General features: G+C 67.4%; 14 protein-coding genes. 9 read left to right on the forward strand and 5 right to left on the reverse strand.

What is annotated here, in order from left to right; all coding sequences use genetic code 11:
• Positions 1-26: 26 nt before the first annotated feature.
• The 5 genes from smc (at position 27) to def (ending at position 7,887) form a co-directional block, all read left to right on the forward strand.
• Entirely contained in the window at positions 27-3,542 is a 3,516-nt protein-coding gene (gene smc, locus AC1DXX_RS18805) for a chromosome segregation protein SMC (RefSeq protein ID WP_478135721.1), read from the forward strand.
• A 14-nt stretch (positions 3,543-3,556) separates the two neighbouring features.
• Complete coding sequence (locus AC1DXX_RS18810) at positions 3,557-4,657, forward strand: cell division protein ZipA C-terminal FtsZ-binding domain-containing protein (RefSeq protein WP_478135722.1); 1,101 nt, start codon at positions 3,557-3,559, stop codon at positions 4,655-4,657.
• A 25-nt stretch (positions 4,658-4,682) separates the two neighbouring features.
• A complete protein-coding gene (gene ligA / locus AC1DXX_RS18815) occupies positions 4,683-6,806 on the forward strand; it encodes an NAD-dependent DNA ligase LigA (RefSeq protein WP_478135723.1) in 2,124 nt (707 codons plus the stop codon).
• Between the two features lie 74 nt (positions 6,807-6,880).
• Positions 6,881-7,315 (forward strand): hypothetical protein, encoded by a 435-nt coding sequence (locus AC1DXX_RS18820; RefSeq protein WP_478135724.1) that lies wholly within the window; start codon positions 6,881-6,883, stop codon positions 7,313-7,315.
• 32 nt (positions 7,316-7,347) lie between these two features.
• On the forward strand, positions 7,348-7,887 hold the full coding sequence (gene def / locus AC1DXX_RS18825; protein WP_478135725.1) for a peptide deformylase: 540 nt from the start codon (positions 7,348-7,350) through the stop codon (positions 7,885-7,887).
• Positions 7,888-7,902: 15 nt separating this feature from the next.
• Here def and AC1DXX_RS18830 read toward each other — a convergent pair whose 3' ends face one another.
• Positions 7,903-8,292, reverse strand: a complete 390-nt coding sequence (locus AC1DXX_RS18830) for a DoxX family protein (protein WP_478135726.1) — start codon at positions 8,290-8,292, stop codon at positions 7,903-7,905.
• 143 nt (positions 8,293-8,435) lie between these two features.
• Between AC1DXX_RS18830 and AC1DXX_RS18835 the strand changes: the two genes are divergently transcribed.
• From AC1DXX_RS18835 to AC1DXX_RS18845, 3 genes are read left to right on the forward strand one after another with little or no spacing between them, the layout of a single operon-like run.
• Positions 8,436-9,470, forward strand: a complete 1,035-nt coding sequence (locus AC1DXX_RS18835) for an amino acid ABC transporter substrate-binding protein (protein ID WP_478135727.1) — start codon at positions 8,436-8,438, stop codon at positions 9,468-9,470.
• The gene (locus tag AC1DXX_RS18840; RefSeq protein ID WP_478135728.1) at positions 9,467-10,465 is read left to right on the forward strand and encodes an amino acid ABC transporter permease; all 999 of its coding nucleotides are present in this window, start codon (positions 9,467-9,469) and stop codon (positions 10,463-10,465) included. The genes AC1DXX_RS18835 and AC1DXX_RS18840 overlap by 4 nt, the downstream gene beginning before the upstream one ends.
• On the forward strand, positions 10,462-11,520 hold the full coding sequence (locus AC1DXX_RS18845) for an amino acid ABC transporter permease (RefSeq protein ID WP_478135729.1): 1,059 nt from the start codon (positions 10,462-10,464) through the stop codon (positions 11,518-11,520). Before AC1DXX_RS18840 ends, AC1DXX_RS18845 begins: the two co-directional genes overlap by 4 nt.
• A gap of 15 nt (positions 11,521-11,535) precedes the next feature.
• Here AC1DXX_RS18845 and AC1DXX_RS18850 read toward each other — a convergent pair whose 3' ends face one another.
• Genes AC1DXX_RS18850 through AC1DXX_RS18860 form a run of 3 tightly spaced genes read right to left on the reverse strand, consistent with a single transcriptional unit; the run spans position 11,536 to position 14,294 of the window.
• Positions 11,536-11,940: a PPC domain-containing DNA-binding protein gene (locus AC1DXX_RS18850; protein ID WP_478135730.1), complete on the reverse strand. Its 405-nt coding sequence runs from the start codon at positions 11,938-11,940 to the stop codon at positions 11,536-11,538.
• A gap of 21 nt (positions 11,941-11,961) precedes the next feature.
• Positions 11,962-13,617 (reverse strand): phosphoglucomutase (alpha-D-glucose-1,6-bisphosphate-dependent), encoded by a 1,656-nt coding sequence (gene pgm / locus AC1DXX_RS18855; RefSeq protein WP_478135731.1) that lies wholly within the window; start codon positions 13,615-13,617, stop codon positions 11,962-11,964.
• On the reverse strand, positions 13,614-14,294 hold the full coding sequence (locus AC1DXX_RS18860; protein ID WP_478135732.1) for an HAD family hydrolase: 681 nt from the start codon (positions 14,292-14,294) through the stop codon (positions 13,614-13,616). The genes pgm and AC1DXX_RS18860 overlap by 4 nt, the downstream gene beginning before the upstream one ends.
• Before the next feature lie 89 nt (positions 14,295-14,383).
• Between AC1DXX_RS18860 and AC1DXX_RS18865 the strand changes: the two genes are divergently transcribed.
• Positions 14,384-14,716 carry a hypothetical protein gene (locus AC1DXX_RS18865; RefSeq protein WP_478135733.1) on the forward strand — a complete coding sequence of 111 codons (333 nt, stop codon included), beginning with the start codon at positions 14,384-14,386 and terminating at the stop codon, positions 14,714-14,716.
• Between the two features lie 9 nt (positions 14,717-14,725).
• Here AC1DXX_RS18865 and AC1DXX_RS18870 read toward each other — a convergent pair whose 3' ends face one another.
• Positions 14,726-17,332, reverse strand: coding sequence for a [protein-PII] uridylyltransferase (locus tag AC1DXX_RS18870; protein WP_478135734.1), 2,607 nt, complete (start codon positions 17,330-17,332; stop codon positions 14,726-14,728).
• Positions 17,333-17,335: the final 3 nt, after the last annotated feature.

The following is a 17,335-nucleotide window of genomic DNA, read 5'->3' on the forward strand; positions in this document are numbered from 1 at the left end:
GCTACGTCAAGGCAGGCCGACAAGTCGTGCGTCTTAATTCCATCAAGCTCTCGGGCTTCAAGTCGTTCGCCGAACCCACCAACTTCCTGCTGCCGGGCCAACTGGTCGGCGTGGTCGGGCCCAACGGTTGCGGCAAGTCGAACATCATGGATGCGGTGCGCTGGGTGCTCGGCGAGTCGCGTGCGTCGGAGTTGCGCGGCGAGTCGATGCAGGACGTGATCTTCAACGGCACGACCACGCGCAAGCAGGCCAGCCGGTCGAGCGTCGAGCTGGTGTTCGACAACGCCGACCACCGCGCCGGCGGCCAGTGGAACCAGTTCGGCGAAATCGCCGTGCGGCGCGTGCTCACGCGCGACGGCACCAGCAGCTACTACATCAACAACCAGCCGGTGCGCCGCCGCGACGTGCAGGACGTGTTCCTGGGCACCGGTCTCGGCCCGCGCGCCTACGCCATCATCGGCCAGGGCACGATCAGCCGGATCATCGAATCCAAGCCCGAAGAGCTGCGCCTGTTCCTCGAGGAAGCGGCCGGGGTCTCCAAGTACAAGGAACGGCGCCGCGAGACGGAAAACCGCCTGGGCGACACACGCGAGAACCTCACGCGCGTCGAAGACATCCTGCGCGAACTCAACGCCAATCTCGAAAAGCTCGAGAAGCAGGCCGAGGTGGCTGCGCGCTACAACACGCTGCAGGGCGACGCCACGAAGAAGCAGCACCAGCTGTGGTTCCTGAAGCGCAGCGAAAGCCATGCCGACCAGGCCAAGGTCAAGGCCGATTCCGAAAAGGCGATCAACGACCTCGAATCGCGCACCGCCGACCTGCGCCACATCGAAGCCGAACTCGAAACCGTGCGCCAGGCCCACTATGCGGCAGGTGACCAGGTCAACCAGGCCCAGGGCAAGCTCTACGAAGCCAGCGCCGAAGTCGGCCGGCTCGAAGGCGAGATCCGCTTCGTGGTCGAGGGCCGCCAGCGCGTCGAGCAGCGGCTGGTCCAGCTGCGCGAGCAGATGGGCCAGTGGGGCCGCCGCCGCGAAGAGGCCGAGGCCGAGATCGAGACCCTGGCCGGGCAGGGCGTGGACGCCGAAGAGCAGGCCATCCTGCTGGCCGCCCAGCTCGAGGAACACGATGCGCGCATGCCCGAGCTCGAGGAAGCCGTGCAGCGCGCCCAGGACGAGGCCAATGCCCAGCGCACGACCGTGTCGCAGGTGCAGCAGCAGATCCAGGTGCTGGCGGCCGACCAGCGCAACATCGAAGACCAGAGCCGCCAGCTCACGCAGCGCAGCGAACGCCTGCGCGCCGACCAGAACGCACTGGCCGCGCCCGACGAGGAGCGCCTGGAAGCCATGCAGCAGCAACTGGCCGCCGCCCAGGAAGCCGCCAGCGAAGCCGATGCGCGCCTGCACGAGTTGCAGGAAGCCGTGCCGCAACTCGACGACGACCGCCGCGCGAAGCAGCAGGCCGTCAACACCGAAGGTGCGCGCCACGCCGAGTTTTCCGCACGGCTCGAAGCGCTGCGCGCGCTGCAGGAGAAGGTCAAGACCGACGGCAAGCTCGCTCCCTGGCTCGCCAAGCACGGCCTCGACGGCCTGCAAGGCCTGTGGAGCCGCATCCATATCGAGCAGGGCTGGGAAAGTGCGCTCGAAGCCGCACTGCGCGAGCGCCTGGGCGCGCTCGAAATCGGCCGGCTGGACATGGTGCACGCCTTTGGCAACGATGCGCCGCCGGCCAAGCTGGCTTTCTACAGCCCGCCTTCGGCCGGTGCGCCGCCCGGCGCCAGCGCGCTGCCGCGGCTGTCGAGCCTGCTGCGCCTGAACGATGCCGGCCAGCAAGCCCTGCTGACCGACTGGCTCCACGGCTGCTACACCGCGCCCAGCTTCGAGGAGGCATTGGCGCAACGTGCCACGCTGCAGCCGGGTGAAGTCGTCTATGTGCAGAGCGGCCATGCCGTCTCCTCGCACAGCGTGAACTTCTACGCGCCAGATTCCGAGCAGGCCGGCCTGCTGGCACGCCAGCAGGAAATGGAAAACCTCGAGCGCCAGCTCCGGGCCCAGACGCTCATCAACGAGGAAGCGCGCACGGCGCTGGTTCGCGCCGAAGCCGCCTACGGCGACGCGGCACAGCGCCTCGTCGCTGCGCGGCGCGAAGCGGCCGACACCCAGTCGCGCGCGCATGAACTGCAGGTCGAGACCCTGCGCATGACCCAGCTCGCCGAGCAGACGCGCGCGCGCAGCCAGCAACTGGCCACCGACCTCGGCGAAGTCGATGCGCAGCTCGAAGAGCTGCAGGAAAAGCGCATGGCCGCCGAGGGCCGCTTCGAAGAACTCGACATGCAGCTGGCCGACAGCCAGGAACGCCATGCACAGCTCGACGAACGCGTGATCGAGGCCGGCCGTGCGCTGGCCGCCAGCCGCGAGCAGCACCGCAGCCTCGAGCGCCAGGCCCAGGAAGCCACCTTCTCGCAGCGCACGCTCGAAGCCCGCCGCGCCGAACTGAACCGCGCCATCGAAACCGCCTCCCAGCAGACCGTGGCGCTGACCGACGAAGACGAGCGCGCCCGCGCCGAACTCGGCCGCCTGTCCGATGCCGCCGCGCAAGCCGGCCTGCAGGATGCCCTGTCGCTCAAGCTCGAACGCGAGGCCTCTCTGGGTTCGGCCCGCAGTCAGTACGACGACCTCACGCTCAAGCTGCGCGCGAGCGACGAGCGCCGATTGCAGCTCGAGCGCGAACTCGACCCGCTGCGCCAGCGCATCACCGAGTTCCAGCTCAAGGAACAGGCAGCGCGCCTCGGTGTCGAGCAGTACCAGCAACTGCTGGACGATGCCGGCGCCGATCTCGAAGCCATTGAGCAGTCGATCGAAACCGACAAGGTGCGCCTGACCGGCCTGCAAAGCGAAATCGACCGCCTCAACCGCGAAGTGGTGGCACTGGGCGCGGTGAACCTGGCCGCGCTCGACGAACTCGCGATCGCGAGCGAGCGAAAGACCTTCCTCGATGCCCAGTCGGCCGACCTGAACGAAGCCATCGGCACGCTCGAAGACGCCATCCGCAAGATCGACGCCGAGACGCGCGACCTGCTCGGCGGCACCTTCAAGATCGTCAACGAGCACTTCAGCCGCATGTTCCCCGAGCTGTTCGGCGGCGGCAATGCGCGGCTGGTGATGACGGGCGACGAAATCCTCGATGCCGGCGTGCAGGTGCTGGCGCAGCCGCCCGGCAAGAAGAACCAGACCATCCACCTGCTCTCGGGCGGCGAGAAAGCGCTCACGGCCATCGCGCTGGTGTTTGCGATCTTCCAGCTCAACCCGGCGCCTTTCTGCCTGCTGGACGAAGTGGACGCGCCGCTGGACGACGCGAACACCGAGCGCTATGCCAAACTCGTGACCGCCATGAGCCGCGAAACCCAGTTCCTCTTCATCAGCCACAACAAGATCGCCATGGAAATGGCCGAGCAGTTGATCGGTGTCACGATGCAGGAGCAGGGCGTTTCGCGAATCGTCGCGGTGGACATGGAGGCTGCCGCCTCGATGGTCGAGGCCGCTTAAGTCGAGCGGCGCGCATGAGCAACCTCACCCTGGCCCTTTCCATTCTTGGCGGCCTCGTTCTCGCGACCGTCGTCGGTTACGAGGCGCTGATGTCGCGCCGCAACGCACCGCGCCAGCCCGATGTACCCGATGGCGATCTGGCCAATGCCGAGCGGCTCTCGTCGTCGGCCGATGGCGTGGAGCCGATGCTGCGTGTCGATCCGAACCCGCAGTCGACGCATGACCGCCACGAACCCCTGTTCGATCCCGATCTGCCGGCACCGAGCGGTGTTCCCGTGGCCACGGGCGAGCGGCGCGGGGGGCTCGATCCGCTGATCGACGTGATCGCGCCGGTGTCGCTGGACGGCCTCGCTTCGGGAGATGCCGCCATCGCGGCGATGCCGTCGACACGGCGCGCGGGCAGCAAGCCGGTGGCCATCGAAGGCCTCAACGAGCACACCGGCCAATGGGAGCCGCCCGTGGCCGGCCAGCGCTACAGCGCCTTCCAGGTCGGCGTGCAACTGGCCAACCGCACGGGCGCACTCAACGAAATCGAGTATTCCGAGTTCGTGGTCAAGGCGCAGGCCTTCGCCGACGCGGTCAATGGTGCGCCCGAGTTCCCCGAGATGCTCGACGAGGTGGCGCGGGCCCGCGAGCTCGACCAGTTCGCCAGCGCGCACGACGCGCAGCTCGGCTTCGTGCTGCGTGCGCTGCATGCGGCCTGGAGTCCGGGCTACGTGCAGCAGAACGCTGCGCGGCTCGGCTTCGTGGCCGGCATCATCCCGGGGCGCATGGTGCTGCCCACGGGCGAGATCGGCCTGCCGCCGATCCTCGGGCTGGCCTTCGACACCCAGGCCGCGCTGGCCGACGATCCGGCGCAATCGGCCATCCGCGAGTTGAGCCTGAGCCTCGACGTGCCGCAGGTCGACCGCGGCGAGGAGCCGTTCCGCCGCATGCGCGAGGCCGCCGCCACGCTCGCACGCGAGATGGACGGCGTGGTGACCGACAGCGACGGCCAGTTGCTGCGCGACGAGACGATGGACGTGATCGGCAACGACCTCGAACAGCTCTACGACACGCTCGATGCGCGCGATCTGGCCGCCGGCTCGCCCTTGGCCCGCCGACTCTTCAGCTGATCCGATTTTTCGGGAGACACCCCACATGACGACGCGCGACGAAGCGGCACGCGAAGCCGCCGCACTGAGCGAAAAGCTCCACAAGCACGCCCACCTCTACTACGTGCTCGACGCGCCCGAACTGCCCGACACCGAGTACGACAAGCTGTTCCAGCGCCTGCAGGCGCTGGAGGCCGAATACCCCGAGCTGCGCACGCCCGATTCGCCGACGCAGCGCGTCGGCGGCAAGGTGCTCGACGGCTTCGCCAAGGTGCGCCACAGGGTGCCGATGCTGTCGATCCGCACCGAGACCGACATCACGCCCGGCGGTGCCAGCGCCTTCGATGCGCGCGTGCGCAAGGAGCTGGGCCTGGCCGAAGACGGGCCGCAGGTCGAGTACGTCTGCGAGCTCAAGTTCGATGGCCTGGCCATGAACCTGCGCTACGAGAACGGTGTGCTGGTGCAGGCCGCCACGCGCGGCGATGGCGAAGTCGGCGAAGAGGTCACGCAGAACATCCGAACGGTGCGCGAGATTCCGCTGCGGCTCGACGGCAAGGCGCCGCCCGTGGTCGAGGTGCGCGGCGAGGTCTATATGAAGCGTGCCGATTTCGATGCGCTCAACGAACGCCAGCGCGAGAAGATCGCGGCCGGCCAGAAGAACGAGAAGGTGTTCGTCAACCCGCGCAATGCGGCGGCCGGCGCGGTGCGCCAGCTCGACCCGGCGATTGCCGCGGCGCGTCCGCTGAGTTTCTTTGCCTATGGCCTCGGCGAAGTCACGCCGGCCAGCGAAGGCGGCCCTGATTTTCCGACCCAGTTCGATTGGCTGCAGCAGTTCCACGCATGGGGGTTCCCGGTGGCCACGCAGACCGCGCGGGCGAGGGGCGCTATCGAATTGATAGCTTTCCACGAAAACATCGGCCGCCAGCGCGACGCCTTGCCCTACGACATCGACGGCGTGGTCTACAAGGTCGACAGCATCGAACTGCAGCGGCAACTGGGCTTTGTCTCCCGCGAGCCGCGCTGGGCCGTGGCCCACAAGTACCCGGCGCAGGAGCAACTGACCGAAGTGCTCGGCATCGAGATCCAGGTGGGCCGCACCGGCAAGCTCACGCCGGTCGCCAAGCTCGCGCCGGTGTTCGTCGGCGGCGTGACCGTGACCAACGCGACGCTGCACAACGAGGACGAGGCCCGCCGCAAGGACGTGCGCGTGGGTGACACCGTCATCGTGCGCCGCGCCGGCGACGTGATTCCCGAGGTCGTCGGCGTGGTGCCCGAGAGTCTTGCCAAGCCCGAGGGGGAGCGCGGCGCGATCTTCACCATGCCGCACCAGTGCCCCGTGTGCGGCTCGGCCGCGGTGCGCGAGGAGGACGAGGTCGACTACCGCTGCACCGGCGGCCTGTTCTGTGCGGCGCAGCGCAAGGAAGCCATCCTGCATTTCGCGGCGCGGCGCGCGGTCGATGTCGACGGCCTGGGCGACAAGCTGGTCGAGCAACTGGTGGATGCCAACCTGATCCGCACCTTGCCCGATCTCTACAAGCTCGGCTTCACCACGCTCGCGGGCCTGGACCGCATGGCCGAGAAGTCGGCGAAGAACCTCGTCGACGCGCTCGAAGCCTCGAAGAAGACCACGCTGCCGCGCTTCCTGTTCGGCCTCGGCATCCGGCACGTGGGCGAAAGCACGGCGAAGGACCTGGCCAAGCATTTCGGCAAGCTCGACGCCATCATGGACGCCACCGAAGAGCAATTGCTCGAGGTCAACGACGTGGGCCCGGTGGTGGCGCAAAGCCTGCGCACCTTCTTCGACCAGCCGCACAACCGCGAGGTGGTCGAACAGCTGCGCGCCTGCGGCCTGACCTGGGAAGAGGGCGAGCCCGCGGCCCGTGCGCCCAAGCCATTGGCGGGACTGACCTTCGTGATCACCGGTACCCTTCCTACGCTGGGCCGCGACGAAGCGAAGGATAAATTGGAGGCAGCCGGCGCAAAGGTCGCCGGTTCCGTCAGCAAGAAGACCCATTACCTCGTTGCCGGCGAAGAAGCCGGCAGCAAGCTCGACAAGGCCCGGGAAATCGGGGTGACCGTGATCGACGAGGCGCGTATGCTGGAAATTCTCGAGAACGGCGTCGAGGAACGAGGGGCTGGCGGCAGCCCCTCTTTACCGGCCGTTACGTGACTTCATCGCAGCGCAGTCAACAGGGTCTACAACCTGACGTTGAATGAAAACAGAAGGCCGACAAGGAGTCCCTCATGCAGAAAATTCGTGTTCTTGGTGCCAGCCTCGCAGTGGGCGGCATCGCGCTCCTCACCGGCTGTGTGGGTGTTCCCGCCGAACCGTACTACGCTGGCGGCTACTCTCAGCCGTACTACGCCGATCCATCGCCGGTGGTCGTCCAGCCGGCGCCGGTCTACATCCAGGGTGGGGGTTACTACGAGGGCCGCTCGTCGTACTACGACCGCCGACCCTACTACGGTCGCCCAGGCTATCCCTATCCGGCCGTGCGGCCGGGCTACCCTGCGGTGAGGCCCGGCTACCCTGCCGCGCGTCCGCCGGGCGCTTGGAGTGGTGGCGGCCGACCCGGTGTCGTGCCGGGTGTCACGCCGCCTGCCGGCCCGCAACAGATGCCTCGCGGCACCTCGCGGCTGTGGACTTCGCCCGACTCGAAGGGCACGACCCCTCCCTGATCGCGGCGCGAGGCTGTCGCGATAATCCCGCCATGGCCATCCGCGAAATCCTCAAGATGGGCGACCCCCGGCTGCTGCGTATTGCGCAGCCGGTCGCCGCCTTCGACACCGACGAACTGCACCTGCTGGTGCGCGACATGTTCGAAACCATGCATGCGGTCAACGGTGCCGGTCTTGCCGCACCRCAGATCGGCGTGGATCAGCAACTCGTGATCTTCGGCACCGACGTCGTCAATCCCCGCTACCCCGATGCGCCGCCGGTGCCCCGCACCGTGCTGCTGAACCCCGTCATCACGCCGATCGGCGAGGATGAAGAGGAGGGCTGGGAGGGGTGCCTTTCGGTGCCGGGCCTGCGCGGCGTGGTGCCGCGCTTCGCCAACATCCGCTATACCGGCTTCGATCCGTATGGCGACTCGATCGACCGGGTCGCCAGCGGCTTTCATGCGCGCGTGGTGCAGCATGAAGTCGACCACCTGCTGGGCAAGCTGTACCCGATGCGGGTGCGCGATTTCTCGCGCTTCGGCTACACCGAGGTCCTGTTTCCAGGCCTCGATGCGGCCGACGACGATTGACCGAAGGCCTGGACCTTACTTGTTGCTGAGGCCGAAGCGGCCTCCACCCATGAAGGCCACCGAGATCGCCGCGAACAGGAACATGCCCTGCAGTTCCAGCACCCAGCCGCCCTGGCCGTTCATTGCGCCAAGGTCCTTGCGGTGCGCCAGCCAGATCGCCACCAGCATGTTGATGACCATGATCGCGGCCGCCGGCCGCGTGAACAGGCCGACGATCAGCAGCACGGGCGCCAGGATTTCCCCGATGTAGACCCCGTACGCCAGGATGGCCGGCAGGCCGTGCGACGCCAGCATGCCGCCGATGCCGTCGACGCCCTTGGTGATCTTGGCCACGCCGTGCAGCAGGATGAGGATGCCCAGCGCTACGCGCAGAACGAGCTTGCCGATGTCGTCGGACTTGAACATTGTGTGATTCCTGTTCGGGAGTTGATAAAGGGCCGTATGGTATTGCCAATGGGCGTGCATATGCATCCAACGGACCGTTCTTTGGCGCGGCGGCGCGCCGCCCCGTACACTGCCTTTCGTTGACTGTTGAGGAGAACACACACATGAAGAACCGATTCCGCCCGGCGCTGCTCGCCGTTGCATCCGTCGTCGCCTTGGCCACCGCCGCGCCGGCCTTCGCAGGCAAGACGCTCGACGCCGTCAAGCAGCGCGGCACCGTCAAGTGCGGCGTGACCAACGGCGTGGCGGGCTTCTCCGCCCCCGACACGCAGGGCAACTGGTCGGGCCTCGACGTCGACACCTGCCGCGCCATCGCGGCCGCCGTGCTCGGCGACCCCAAGAAGGTCGACTTCGTGCCGCTGAATTCGCAGCAGCGCTTCTCGGCACTGCAGGCCGGCGAGATCGACATCCTCGCGCGCAACACCACCTGGACGCTGACGCGCGACGCCTCGCTGGGCTTCAACTTCACCACCATCACCTACTACGACGGCCAGGGCTTCCTGGTGCCCAAGAAGCTCAAGGTGACCAGCGCCAAGCAGCTCAAGAACGCCACCATCTGCACGCAGTCGGGCACCACCAACGAGAAGAACGTCTCCGACTACTTTCGTGGCCTGAACATCCCGGTCAAAACGGTCGTGTTCGAAAGCTTCGAGGCCTCATTCAAGGCTTTCTTCTCGGGCCGCTGCCAGGCCTTCACCACCGACGCCTCGGCGCTGGCGGGCCTGCGCAACAAGGAAGCGCCGAACCCCGACGACTACGTCATCCTGCCCGAGCTGATCTCCAAGGAGCCGCTCGCGCCGCTGGTGCGCCGCGGCGACGACGAATGGTTCGCCATTGCCAAGTGGGTGCCCAACGCGCTCATCGAGGCCGAAGAATTCGGCGTCACGCAGGCCAATGCCGACGAGCTCAAGGCCAACAGCAAGGACCCGGCGCAGCAGCGCCTGGTCGGCACCGGCGAAGACCTCGGCAAGCTGCTGGGCCTGGACAAGGACTGGTCGTTCCGCGCCATCAAGGCCGTGGGCAACTATGGTGAGGTGTTCGAGCGCAACGTCGGGCCGAAGTCGGTGCTCAAGCTGCCGCGCGGTTCCAACAACCTCTGGAACAAGGGCGGCCTGATCTACGCACCCCCGGTTCGATGAATCCGGAGGCCTCGCGCCGCGGCGCCTGGCTGGCCTGGATCGTCCAGGTGCTGCTGGTGCTGGCCGTTGTGGCCGGTGCCTTCTGGGTGGTGCATCACGCGCTCGAGGTGCTGCGCGCACGCGGTGTTCGCTCCGGCTTCGACTTTCTCACCGAGCCTGCGGGCTTTTCGATCAGCGAGGGCTGGCTCGATTTCGATGCCAGCCAGCCGTTCTGGCGCGCCTTCCTCGCGGGCCTGATCAACACGGTGCGGGCCTCTGTGCCCGCGGCGATTTTCTCGGTCGTGCTCGGCACGCTGATCGGCATCGGCCGGCTCGCGCCGCATGTGCTGCTGCGCGGCATCTGCACCGCGTATGTCGAGTTGCTGCGCAATGTGCCGCTGCTGGTGCAGCTGTTGATGCTGGCCTTTGCAATGGCCAACCTGCTGCCTGATCCGACCGAACCCGTTCGGCTGCTGCCCGGCGTGTGGCTCAGCAAGGGCGGCCTCAGCGTGCCATGGCCCATGGCGGGCGAGGGCGGCTGGTGGCCCACGCACTTCGAATGGCCCGAGCGCGGTGACTTCGGCGTGAGCGGTGGCGCTGCGCTGAGCCCCGAGTACGTGACCATCGTTGCGGGCCTGTCTTTCTATTCGGCGGCGTTCGTGGCGGAGATCGTGCGTGCCGGCATCCTGTCGGTCTCGCAGGGACAGGTGCTCGCGGGGCAGGCGCTGGGCCTGTCGTCGGTGCAGCAGCTGCGCATCGTGATCCTGCCGCAGGCGCTGCGGGTGATCGTGCCTTCGCTCACCAATCAATTGCTGAGCCTCACCAAGAATTCGTCGCTGGCCGTGGCCGTGGGCTATCCGGAACTGGTGTCGGTCGCCAACACCACCATCGGCTCGAACGGCCGGGCCTTCGAGTGCATCGCGATCATCATGGCGGTCTACCTGCTGCTGTCGCTGCTGATTTCCTTCGGCATGAACCGCTACAACGCGCGCGTCGCGCTCAGAGGCTGGCGATGAGAAACGTCGCGCAAGGTCCGATCGCGTGGCGCAGTGAACTCTGGGGTTCGCCGGTGCGCGCGCTGGCCACGGTGGTGTTGATCGCATTGCTCGCATGGGCCGGCTTTCATGGGGTCGAATGGGCCGTGGTGCATGCGGTGTTCCGACCCGATGCCGAGGCCTGCCGCGCGGTGCAGCACGGCGCCTGCTGGGGCGTGGTGGCCGAGAAGTGGCGGCCGATGCTGTTTGGGCGCTTTCCCTATGAAGAGCAATGGCGTCCAGCCATCGCGGTGATCGTGCTGTCCGCCGTGACCATGCTGAGCGCCTGGCCGCGCAGCTGGCGCTGGTGGCTGGTGCCGTTGTGGGTTGTGGCACTGCTGCTGTTCGTGCTGTTGATGCGCGGCGGGGTGATGGGGCTGATCGATGTGCCGACGAGTCGTTGGGGCGGCTTGCCGCTCACGATCGGACTCGCGGTGGTGGGGCTGGCCCTGTCTTTTCCGCTGGCGCTGCTGCTCGCGCTGGGCCGGCGTTCGGGCTGGCCCGTGGTTCGCACGCTGAGTGCGAGCTACATCGAGCTGGTGCGGGGCGTGCCGCTGATCTCGGTGTTGTTCATGGCGTCGTTCCTGCTGCCGCTGCTGTGGCCTGCGGGTTGGCAGCCCGATGTGCTGGTGCGGGTGCTCGCGGGCCTCACGCTGTTCGTGGCGGCGTATCTGGCCGAGATCATCCGCAGCGGCCTGCAGGCCGTGCCGCGCGGGCAGACCGAGGTGGCGATGGCGCTGGGCTTCGGCCGCTGGCCGGTGCAGCGCGACATCGTGCTGCCGCAGGCCCTGCGCCTGGTGGTGCCGGCGCTGACCAACAGCGTGGTCGGCACGCTGAAGGACACCTCGCTCGTCACCGTGGTCGGCCTGTTCGAGCTGACCGGCGCGCTGGGCCTCGCACTTGGCGGCGATCCGATCTGGCGGCCCTTCTATCTCGAGGGCTACCTGTTCATCGCCGCGGTGTACTGGGTGCTGTGCTTCGGGCTCTCGCGCTACAGCGTGTGGCTGGAGCGGAGGCTTGGAGAAGGGGCACGCTGAGGTGCCGCGCGAAGGTCAGGCGGGCAAGGCGCTTCCTGGCACCAGCTCCGCATGACCGGTGACCGGATCGATCTCGCGCGCGAACTGCCATTCGGGCAGCCACGCCAACAGGATCTCGGCCGTGGTGCGCACCACGCAGCCCGGCGCAACGTGGCCGCCGCTGACCTTGCCCGCCGCATCCGATACGCCGATGTGCAGGTGCGAGCCGTCCGGCGACAGCGTGCCGGAGAGCGTGAGGATTTCGAGACTGCCTTCGATCCGTGTCGCAGTCTCGGCACCCGCGAAGCGAATGGATGCGCCGCGCAGGCTGCCGATGCCCGAGAGCACGAAGGCTGCGGTTCCTCCGCTTTTCGCCAATGCGGCATCGAGCGCGGCCCGCAAGTCGTCGCCCGGGTTCAGGCGCAGCACCAGCGTTTTCATGGACTGCCGACCGATGCCGTCTCAGGCCGCCGACAGCGCCTTGTCGACCAGCTGCTGCGCCTCTTCGAGGATGCGCCCCAGGTGCTCCGCACCCTTGAAGCTCTCGCCGTAGATCTTGTAGATGTTCTCGGTGCCCGAGGGCCGGGCGGCGAACCAGCCGTTCTCGGTCACGACCTTGACGCCGCCGATGGCCGCGCCATTGCCCGGTGCGTGGCTCAGCACGGCCTGGATCTTGTCGCCGGCCAGCTCGGTCGAGCTCACCTGCTGCGGCGACAGGCTCGACAGCCGCTTCTTCTGCTCGACGGTGGCCGCCGCGTCCACGCGGTCGGACACCGGCCGGCCCAGCGCTTCGGTCAGCTCGGCATAGCGCTCGCCCGGGTCGCGCCCGGTGCGCGCGGCGATCTCGGCCGAGAGCAGGGCGGGCACGAGGCCATCCTTGTCCGTGGTCCACGCCGAGCCGTCCCGACGCAGGAATGTCGCGCCTGCGCTTTCCTCGCCACCGAAGCCCAGCGACCCATCGACCAGGCCGTCGACGAACCACTTGAAGCCCACCGGCACTTCGTAGAGCTTGCGTCCCAGCCGGGCCGTGACCCGGTCGATCATCTGGCTGCTCACCACCGTCTTGCCGACGGCTGCATCGCCGGGCCACTGCGGCCGGTGCGTGTAGAGGTAGTCGACCATCACCGCGAGATAGCTGTTCGGCTGCATCAGGCCCGCGCTGCGCGTGACCACGCCGTGGCGGTCGTGGTCGGTGTCGCAGGCAAAGGCGATGCCGAAGCGGTCTTTCAGCGCGATCAGCTTGTGCATCGCGTCGGGCGAGGATGGGTCCATGCGGATGCGGCCATCCCAGTCGAGCGACATGAAGCGGAAGGTCGGGTCGACCTCCTGGTTCAGCACGTGGAGCCGCTTGAGCTTGTAGCGCTCGGCAATGGCCGGCCAGTAGTGCACGCCGGCTCCGCCCAGCGGGTCGACACCGAGGTCGATCTCCACGCCGCGGATGGCGTCCATGTCGAGCACCTGGGCCAGGTCTTCGACATAGGTGTTCAAGTAGTCGTGCCGGTGCGTTGTTGGCGCGCGCAGTGCCTGCGCGAGCGGCATGCGCTTCACGCCTTCGAGCTTGTTCGCCAGCATCTTGTTGGCGGCAGCCTCGACGGCGGAGGTGATGTCGGTGCCGGCGGGGCCGCCATTCGGCGGGTTGTACTTGAAGCCGCCGCTCTCGGGCGGGTTGTGCGAGGGCGTGATGACGATGCCGTCGGCCAGCCCGGTCGTGCGCCCGCGGTTGTAGACCAGGATCGCGTGCGACACGGCCGGCGTCGGCGTGTACTCGTCGTCCTTCGAGAGCATCAGCTCGACGCCGTTGGCCGCCAGCACCTCGACCGCGCTGCCGAAGGCGGGCGTGGAGAGCGCATGCGTATCGATGCCGAGAAAGAGCGGCCCGTCGATGCCCTGTTGCCTGCGGTAATCGCAGATGGCCTGGCTGATCGCCAGCACATGCCATTCGTTGAACGCGTCGTCGAAGGACGAGCCGCGATGGCCCGAGGTGCCGAAGGCCACGCGCTGCGCCGGCACCGACGGATCGGGCCGGCCCGTGTAGTAGGCCGAGATGAGGCGCGGTACGTTCACAAGCAGGTCGAGGGGCGCGGGTTGGCCCGCGAGGGGATTGGTTTTTTGACTCATTTCGTGGGCCAGTCGTCGAGGTGGATCAGGTCGCCGATGCGTTCGATGGTGATGTCGGCGGGCGCGTAGGCGGCAATGGCCTGCGTGTCGAGCGCATAGTGGCCTTGCCGCACGAAAACGGTGGTGAGCCGCGGTCCCCAGATCGCCTTCATGGCGGAGAGCAGGCGCAGCTTGTCGTCGACCATCACGTAGTGCCTGGCGGGATGGCACTCCTCGATGGCGTCGAGCATCTGCTCCTTGTGCACATAGATCAGCACGCGGCCCTCGACCGCGTCCCAGAGGCCCGAGCGCTGCACCTTGCGTGGCTGGAACACCACGTCGCCGTCGGACAGGATTACCGTGGGGCCATGGCGCCGCAGATGCTTCAAGGCGTCGAGGGCGTCTGGATACAGCCGGTCGGCAAAGGGATAGTCGATCAAAAAGCTCGACATCAGCAGCAGCCGCGAATCGCTCATGCCGCGTTGGCTTTCCTCGGCCCGGTAGCGCTGCAGCGCGCCGAGGTAGTCGACGTAGCCGAGCTCGGTGCGCAACGCCTCGAAGGCCGCCCAGTAGCGGTTGGCGCTCTCGGCGCCGAAGGTCTGCTCCAGGTGCGCGCGGAGGTCGGCAATGACGCAGTCGTTGTCGAGCAGGGTGTTGTCGACGTCGATCAGGAAAACGGTGTCGGAATTCGGTGTCATCGAATGTGAGATCGTTGGACCTATGCTGGACGCATCGCTTTCAGCATACGCTATTGACGACCAAGTCCAAGGAGCAAGAAAAGATGTGGATGAAGAATGGCCGAGACTGGATCTGCCTGTCGGCCCTGGCCTTTTTGCTGGCTGGCTGCCAGGCGCCTCCCAAGGATCGGCCATTGACCTCGGAGGTGCCGGAGCCGCCGAGCTTCGCGCCGCCGCCGGAGAGCTGCCAGGCCGCCGCTGTCCGCTTCGGGCTCGGATTGCGCGCCACGCAGTCGTTGCTGGAAGAGATGCGGCAACGCGCCGGCGCGCGCGCTGCCCGGACGGTGCCGGCGGCCGAGACCGCCGGCCCGGCACAGGACGCCACGCGGCTCAATGTCCAGGTCGAACCCACGGGGCGCATCGTGGGCGCGCATTGCGGCTAGACCGGCAGCTCAGGACGCCAGCGCTTCCATCAGGTCGGTCTCGATCGCGAGCTGCGTCTTCTGGCCCTGCAGCTCGGGTCCGCTGATCAGAAAGCTGTCTTCCACGCGCTCGCCCAGCGTCGTGACCTTGGCAAGCTGCAGGTTCAGGTGATGGCGCGCGAGCACGCGGGCCACCGAGTACAGCAGGCCGGCACGGTCGCTGGCCGAGATGCTGAGCACCCAGCGCTGGGCCTTGTCGTCGGGCACGAGGCTGATGCGCGGCTTGATCGGAAAGCTCCGCACCCGGCGCGACACCCGGCCCATGCTGGGCGCGGGCAGGGCGCCGGCTTCGGTCAGTGTCTGTGCCAGGCCCGACTCGACCATGCTGATCAGGTCGCGGTAGTGGTCGGGCTGGAAGGTGGTCACGACCTGGAAGGTGTCGAGCGCATAGCCGTTGCTCGTGGTGTGAACTTTGGCATCCAGGATGCTGAACGACGACTGGTCGAAGTAGCCGCAGATGCGTGCGAACAGATCGGGCTGGTCGGGTGTGTAGACCGCGACCTGCAGGCCCTCGCCGACCGGCGACAGGTGGGCGCGCACGATGGGCGGCGCCTTCGGGTCGACCGGCACGTTCGGCGGCGGCACGAAGCGCGAGAGCTGCTTGGCGTGCCAGGCGATCTCCGTCGCGTCGTGCCGCATGAAGTAGCCGACGTCGAGCGTGTCCCACAGGGTCTTGTGCGCCTCGAAGCGCTGGGCATGCAGGGCGAGCTGCACCAGGGCCTCGCGTTTGCGCGATTCGACTTCCGCGTCGGGGTCGGGCATGCGGCCGCCGAGTGCGCGCAGGGTGAAGCGGTACAGGTCTTCGAGCAGCTTGCCTTTCCAGGCATTCCACACGCGCGGCGAGGTGCCGCGGATGTCTGCCACCGTCAGCAGGTAGAGGGCGGTGAGGTAGCGCTCGTTGCCCACGCGCTTGGCGAAGGCGCCGATCACCTCGGGGTCGCTCAGGTCCTGTTTCTGGGCCACCTGGCTCATCACCAGGTGTTCTGCGACCAGGAATTCGATCAGCCTGGAGTCTTCGCGCGCAATGCCGTGCTGCTTGCAGAAGCGTTGCACGTCGCGCGCGCCGAGCGTCGAATGGTCGCCGCCGCGGCCCTTGGCGATGTCGTGGAAGAGGGCCGCCACATACAGGATCCACGGCTTGTCCCAGCCCGCCGCGAGCTGCGAGCAGAACGGGTATTCGTGTGCGTGTTCGGCGATGAAGAAGCGCCGCACATTGCGCAGCACCATCAATATGTGCTGGTCCACCGTGTAGACGTGGAACAGGTCGTGCTGCATCTGCCCCACGATGCTGCGGAACACCCGCAGGTAGCGTCCCAGCACCGAGGTCTGGTTCATGAGCCTGAACGCGTGCGTGATGCCGTAGGGCTGCAGCAGGATGCGCATGAAGGTCTGGTGATTGACCGGGTCGTTGCGGAACTTGCTGTCCATCACATGGCGCGCGTTGTAGAGCGCGCGCAGCGTGCGGGCCGACAGGCCCTTCACGCCGATGGTCTTCTGATAGAGCAGGAAGGTCTCGAGCACGGCATGCGGCTCGCGCTCGTAGAGGTCGTCGCTGGCGATCTCGATCAGCCCGGCACGCTCGTAGAAGCGCTCGTTGATCGGCGTGGGCTGCTCGCCCTGCGGCTGCAGCCGCTCGGCGATGTTGAGCAGCAGGATCTGGTTGAGCTGCGACACCGCCTTGGCCGCCCAGTAGTAGCGCCGCATCAGCGCCTCGCTGGACTTGCGCTGCGATTCGCCCTCGTAGCCGAAGCTCGCCGCCACGGCGGTCTGCAGATCGAACACCAGGCGGTCTTCGCGCCGGTTGGCAATCACGTGCAGGCGGGCGCGGATCAGCGAGAGCAGGGCCTCGTTGCGCTTGATCTGCTGCGCTTCGAACGAGGTCGCGAGGCCGTTCTTGGCAAGATCGTCCCAGCGGTTGCCGAAGCCCGCGGCCTTGGTCATCCAGAGGATGGTCTGCAGGTCGCGCAGGCCGCCGGGCGATTCCTTGCAGTTGGGCTCCAGCGCGTAGGGCGTGTTGTCGAACTTCTGGTGGCGGTGCCGCATTTCCTGCGACTTGGCGACGAAGAAGGCCTGCGGGTCGATGGCCCGGATGAAGCGCCGGCGGAAGGCGGTGAAGAGCTTCTTATCGCCCGCGATCAGGCGGGCCTCGAGCAGCGAGGTCTGGACGGTGACGTCCTTCTCGGCCTCGGCCAGGCATTCTTCGAGCGTGCGCACGCTCGAGCCGATTTCGAGCCCGGCGTCCCAGCAATGGCCGATGAAGGCCTCGATGCGGGCCGGATCGATCGCGCTCTCATGGCCTTCGGGCGGCAGCAGAAGGAGCACGTCGACGTCGGAATACGGAAACAGCTCGCCGCGGCCGAAGCCGCCCACCGCGGCCAGCGTCAGCGAATCGCCGAAATCGGCTTCCTGCCACAGGGTGCACAGCGTCCGGTCGGCCAGCGCCGAGAGCTGGCGCAGCACCGTGTGCACGCTGCGGGTGGGCGCGCGCGCAAAACGCAGGGTGTCGAACAGGGCGAGCTTTTTCGCGCGATAGGCTTCGCGCAGCATCGCCACGTCGATCTTGGCTGCTTCGATCATGGC

The organism is Variovorax sp. P4_B10, from assembly GCF_056402375.1.

What these genes read in the sequence shown, in the direction of transcription:
- AC1DXX_RS18820 (WP_478135724.1), top strand. Translation starts at nt 6,881, where the DNA reads ATGCAGAAAATTCGTGTTCTTGGTGCCAGCCTCGCAGTGGGCGGCATC.
- AC1DXX_RS18830 (WP_478135726.1), bottom strand. Translation starts at nt 8,292, where the DNA reads ATGTTCAAGTCCGACGACATCGGCAAGCTCGTTCTGCGCGTAGCGCTG.
- AC1DXX_RS18865 (WP_478135733.1), top strand. Translation starts at nt 14,384, where the DNA reads ATGAAGAATGGCCGAGACTGGATCTGCCTGTCGGCCCTGGCCTTTTTG.
- ligA (WP_478135723.1), top strand. Translation starts at nt 4,683, where the DNA reads ATGACGACGCGCGACGAAGCGGCACGCGAAGCCGCCGCACTGAGCGAA.
- AC1DXX_RS18850 (WP_478135730.1), bottom strand. Translation starts at nt 11,940, where the DNA reads ATGAAAACGCTGGTGCTGCGCCTGAACCCGGGCGACGACTTGCGGGCC.
- pgm (WP_478135731.1), bottom strand. Translation starts at nt 13,617, where the DNA reads ATGAGTCAAAAAACCAATCCCCTCGCGGGCCAACCCGCGCCCCTCGAC.
- AC1DXX_RS18810 (WP_478135722.1), top strand. Translation starts at nt 3,557, where the DNA reads ATGAGCAACCTCACCCTGGCCCTTTCCATTCTTGGCGGCCTCGTTCTC.
- AC1DXX_RS18860 (WP_478135732.1), bottom strand. Translation starts at nt 14,294, where the DNA reads ATGACACCGAATTCCGACACCGTTTTCCTGATCGACGTCGACAACACC.
- AC1DXX_RS18835 (WP_478135727.1), top strand. Translation starts at nt 8,436, where the DNA reads ATGAAGAACCGATTCCGCCCGGCGCTGCTCGCCGTTGCATCCGTCGTC.
- AC1DXX_RS18840 (WP_478135728.1), top strand. Translation starts at nt 9,467, where the DNA reads ATGAATCCGGAGGCCTCGCGCCGCGGCGCCTGGCTGGCCTGGATCGTC.
- AC1DXX_RS18870 (WP_478135734.1), bottom strand. Translation starts at nt 17,332, where the DNA reads ATGATCGAAGCAGCCAAGATCGACGTGGCGATGCTGCGCGAAGCCTAT.
- AC1DXX_RS18845 (WP_478135729.1), top strand. Translation starts at nt 10,462, where the DNA reads ATGAGAAACGTCGCGCAAGGTCCGATCGCGTGGCGCAGTGAACTCTGG.